The following is a 4385-nucleotide window of genomic DNA, read 5'->3' as shown; positions in this document are numbered from 1 at the left end:
CTCGCGATGGTCTCGCCACCGGCCACCCCGCTTCGGTGTCCGGTCCGGGAGCAATGGCTCGATCCGCGCCCACTGCGCGTCAGTCAACGGCACACCCGGACCAACGACCGACTGATCTAAACGAAACCGCCTAGCCGGCCGCTCCGTCCCCGCCGCCGTGCGCGCCCACCGCTTCGTGCACGAAGCGCCGCAGATGCGCCCTCACGGCGGCGGGCTGGTCCAGCCAGGGTTCGTGTCCGGCGTCCTCGATCCGGGTGAACGGGAGATCGAGGCGGAGGGCGACGGATTCCAATGCCGCTACGGGGCGGGGGTCGTCCGCGCCGCCGAGGAGCGCGGTGTGTGCGGGGAGGCACGCGCGCAGCTCGTCCAGGTGTGCGTCGAGTGGGTCCGCGCGTCCTTCGCTGCCGAGTTCGGCGTTCATGGCCCAGTTCACGGGGCGCCGCTGTCGGGCCGCCACGGCGGCCCAGTCCCACCCGCGTTCGCGGTCGGCGTGGTCCGTGAACCATGCCAGCGTGAGCAGCTCGGCCTCCTGCTCCTCGGTGCGGTCCGGGCGTTCCGCCAGCGCCTGGCGCCGCTCCTGCTGTGCCGAGGACATCCGGCGGGCTCGCTCCGCCCGGTACGCGGTGCGCCAATCCCCCACGAACGGCCCGCACATGAGCAGCATCGCGGCCACGCGGTCGGAGTGCGCCAGGCAGAACCGGCTCGCCAGATCGGTGCCGTAGGAGTGCCCGATCAGCACCGCCCGGTGCGCGTCCCACGCGTCGAGCAGCTCGGCCAGGTCGTCGACGTGCCGGGAGAGCGTATGGCTGCCGTGCCAGGGGGAGCCGCCCGTGCCCCGCTGCTCGTAGCAGTACACGGGCGCGATGTCGGCCACCATCGCGGCGGTGTCGCCCAGATAGGGCGGGAGACCCGGGCCGCCGTGGACCATCACCACGGGCGGCTTGCGGGTCGTGTCTCCGCATACGGTCCAGCGCAATTGCGCCCCGTCGGTCATCGGGGCGAGGCCGTGCGTCTCCATCAAGGTCACCGCCGAGAACCTACCGACCGCGGCGACCCACCACCAGGGAATTCAGCGGACCTCGGTGAGGGACACGACCGCCAGGACCCCGTCGACGTCGACATCGGCCGGCTTCTCGTCGTCCTGGAGCAGCACCGCGTCCAGTCGGTTCAGGCGGACGGAGTCCAGCGTCGCCGTGCCGTCCAGGACGAGGGCCAGGACGCGGGTGCCCGGGGACGGTTCGAGCACGGTCGGGCCGCGCTCGACGCGGACGTCGGCCTTCGCGTCGGTGCGGCGGGCCATGACGTTGAAGTCGACCAGCGGGCCGTCCAGGAGACGGCAGTCCGTCGTGGCGTCGCCGGAGAAGGGGAAGGGCGCGTAGCGAGTGTCGATGGTGTGTTCCGTGCCGTCGACGGTGAGGGCCATGCCCGCCCCCTCGACGACCGTGATGATCCGGTCGACGCCCTCGAACGCGGAGAACGGGCCTGCGGTCGCCACGTCGGCGAGGCTGATCCGCCACGCGAAGTCGTCGGTGGTGGAGCCCTTGGGGTGCGCGAGCACCTCCGTCGTGATGCCTCCGCCGTTCTTCCACGGTGCGGGGGTGCGGGCGTCGGCGCGCAGGATCTGGGGTGCCATGAGGGTGAGTCGTCCTTGTCTTCGTACGGTCGGCCAGGCCCGAGGCTAACGCTCGGCCGTGTGCCGTGATGCGAGGGCGGCTTCGGTGAAGACGCGGTAGCCGGCCTCCGGGTCGTAGCCGTGGATCTCGCGGGTGTCGAGGGCCGCCATGTACGTCAGGACGTCCTTGCTGACGACCTGTCCGGGGACGAGGACGGGGAAGCCCGGCGGGTACGGCGTGACGAACGTGGCGGAGACGACGGTACGCCCCTGTGCCATCGCGTCGGTGATGGCGTCCACCGTGAGGTGCTCGCACTCGGTGTCGTCGTAGGCGAGGAAGAACGCGCTGCGCATGTCGCCCTCGGGGGTGTGCGGGCTGGGCCGGAACACCGGGTGGAACGCGCTGAAGTCGGGCAGCGCGGCGGATCCCGCGTCGAGCGCGCTGACGGCGTCGCGGTGCGCGGAGCGGTCGTGCGGGCCCATCTCGCCGACGCTCTCCTCCAGGTCCTCGGCGATGCGCACGAGCACCTCGATGAGGTAGGCGACGGAGCTGCGGGTGGTCCCGATGTTCGTCATGAACAAGAGCGTGTTGCGGGTCGTCTTGTTGACCTGGACGCCGTGCCGGTCCATGAGGAGATCGTGCTTGAAGGTGTCTCCGTCGATCCCGGTGCGCCCGATGTGCATGGTGGCCCGGGTGGGGTCGAGCACGAACTCGTCCTCATCCCAGGCCCGTTCCATCCGCGCCAGGCCCGCGGACAGCGGCTGGTCGATGCCGGAGGAGCGGAAGCGGGGCGGGACGAGTTCGGGGGTGGTGAGGATGTGCAGGTAGCGGCTGAGCAGCGGGTGCTGGTCGACAGCGTCGCGGAGCACACCGGCCTGTTCGAGCTGCTTCTGCACCAGCGCGTACCCCTCAAGTGCGGCCTGGCGGCGGCCCAGGTCCATGGAGGCGAGGATCTGGTAGTTGGGCGAGGTGGAGGTGTGCGTCATGTACGCCTCGTGGAACACCTCGGCCACCTTGTGCCGGAAGTCCTGGTCGAAGACGTGGACCATGGAGCCCTGGCGCATCGAGGTGAGCGTCTTGTGCGTGGACTGGGTGGCGTAGACGCGGACGCGGACCTGCTCGGGGTCGGGCATGAGCCGGGTGGTGGCGAGGGTCTCGTCGTCCGGGTCCTCGCCGAGGTCCGCCAGGTGGGCCGCGTACATGTCCGCGTAGTCCGGGTCGCGGTAGCGGTCGGTCAGCGTACGGGCGGAGGCCATCGCGGTGCGCCGGCGGTACACGGGGTGGAAGCGGGCGAAGGCGAACCACGCCTCGTCCCACAGGAACGCCAGGTCCGGCTTGAGCGCCAGGCACTCCTCCATCACCCGCGAGGGGTTGTAGACGATGCCGTCGAAGGTGCAGTTGGTGAGCATCAGCAGCTTCACGCGGTGCAGGATGCCCTCGCGCTTGAGCATCAGCAGCTTGCGCTTGATCTCCTCGACGGGGACCGCGCCGTACATGCCGTACTCGTCGAGGGGATACGCGTCGAGGTACACGACGTGGGCGCCGGCAAGCACGAGCCCGTAGTGGTGGGACTTGTGGCAGTTGCGGTCGACGAGCACGATGTCGCCGGGCCGCACCATCGCCTGCACGACGATCTTGTTGGCGGTCGAGGTGCCGTTGGTGACGAAGTAGGTCTGGCGGGCGCCGAAGGCCTCGGCGGCCAGGTCCTGGGCCTCGCGCAGCGGGCCCGTGGGGGCGAGGAGGGAGTCGAGGCCGCCGGAGGTGGCGGAGGTCTCGGCGAGGAAGATGTTCAGGCCGTAGAAGTCGGCGATCTCCGGTATCCAGGGCGAGTTGAGCACCGAGGCGCCGCGGGAGACGGGCAGCGCGTGGAAGACGCCGGTGGGCTTGCGGCTGTGGGCGCGCAGCGCGGTGAAGAACGGGGCGCGGTGGCGTTCGGTGATGCCGTGCAGGATCGACAGGTGGAGTTCGAGCAGGCCCTCGCGGGCGTGGAAGACGCGCCGGAAGCGGCGGCTGAGACGGCCCGCGGTGGACTCGACGGCCCGTTCGGAGACGAGGTAGAGGTCGAGTTCGGGGCGCAGGACGAGCAGCCGGTCGCCGAGCACGCGGACCTGTTCCTCGCTGTCTCCGGGGATCGCGGCGGGCGCGTCGGCGGCCTCGTCGAAGAAGCGGCGCACGACGCTGAGGTCGTGGCGGGAGCGGTCGGTGAAGCGGTCGCGGATGACGACCGCCTGGAGGCTGGAGTTGACCAGCGACGTGATGACCGCGTCCTCGAAGCTGGGGGCGACGACGATCTCGTAGGCGAACTCGTCGTCGGGGCGGCGCAGTCGGCGCAGTTCGGCGCGGAGCGCGTGCTCCTCGGCGGCGTCGAGGTCGCCGACGACGAGGACCTCGAAGTACGGGGTGGTGGGCGCGGGCGGGGTGTGCGCGGCGTCCGCCGGCTCCTCGGGTTCGCCGCTCGGGGCGGCGGCGGTGTGCGGGGCGGTGCCGCGGTGCGGGTGTCCGGCGAGCGCGCGGTCGAGTTCGTCGGCGCGCTGGGCGAGTCGGCGGTGCTCGCCCTGGGCGAGGAGACCGCGCAGCTCGGTGAGGCCGGGGGTGCCGGGGAAGGCCCAGCAGTGTTCGATCGGGGCGAGGAGGCGCAGGAGTTCCTCGATGTGCGCGGTGGTGTGCGAGCCGCCGTCCGCGCCCTAGGTCGTGTCCGCAAAGTGGTTGGCGCGTTGGTGTTTTCGTGGTGCGTCGTCATGAGCTGACTGATCAGGCCTGGGTGGTCGTTGA

4 protein-coding genes are annotated in these 4385 nt (G+C 71.1%); 1 reads left to right on the top strand and 3 read right to left on the bottom strand.

Features of this window, described 5'->3' with window-relative positions:
- Positions 1–130 precede the first annotated feature (130 nt).
- The 3 genes from ACIA8D_RS41675 to ACIA8D_RS41665 are packed head-to-tail and all read right to left on the bottom strand — an operon-like array spanning position 131 to position 3787.
- Entirely contained in the window at positions 131–1018 is an 888-nt protein-coding gene (locus tag ACIA8D_RS41675) for an alpha/beta fold hydrolase (protein WP_399240738.1), read from the bottom strand.
- A 51-nt stretch (positions 1019–1069) separates the two neighbouring features.
- Positions 1070–1633, bottom strand: coding sequence for a HutD family protein (locus tag ACIA8D_RS41670; RefSeq protein ID WP_399240736.1), 564 nt, complete (start codon positions 1631–1633; stop codon positions 1070–1072).
- A 45-nt stretch (positions 1634–1678) separates the two neighbouring features.
- Positions 1679–3787, bottom strand: coding sequence for an aminotransferase class I/II-fold pyridoxal phosphate-dependent enzyme (locus tag ACIA8D_RS41665; RefSeq protein ID WP_399240734.1), 2109 nt, complete (start codon positions 3785–3787; stop codon positions 1679–1681).
- Between the two features lie 12 nt (positions 3788–3799).
- Here ACIA8D_RS41665 and ACIA8D_RS41660 point away from each other — a divergent pair, with 12 nt between their 5' ends.
- A complete protein-coding gene (locus ACIA8D_RS41660) occupies positions 3800–4360 on the top strand; it encodes a hypothetical protein (protein ID WP_399240732.1) in 561 nt (186 codons plus the stop codon).
- Positions 4361–4385: the final 25 nt, after the last annotated feature.

This window comes from Streptomyces sp. NPDC051684, from assembly GCF_044453445.1.
Lineage (GTDB): Bacteria > Actinomycetota > Actinomycetes > Streptomycetales > Streptomycetaceae > Streptomyces.
The sequence above is the reverse complement of the archived record's forward strand: the minus strand, read 5'-3'. Positions and strand labels throughout refer to the sequence as shown.

Excerpts from the sequence above, each read along its gene's own strand:
- ACIA8D_RS41675 (WP_399240738.1), bottom strand. The coding sequence starts at position 1,018 with ATGGAGACGCACGGCCTCGCCCCGATGACCGACGGGGCGCAATTGCGC.
- ACIA8D_RS41670 (WP_399240736.1), bottom strand. The coding sequence starts at position 1,633 with ATGGCACCCCAGATCCTGCGCGCCGACGCCCGCACCCCCGCACCGTGG.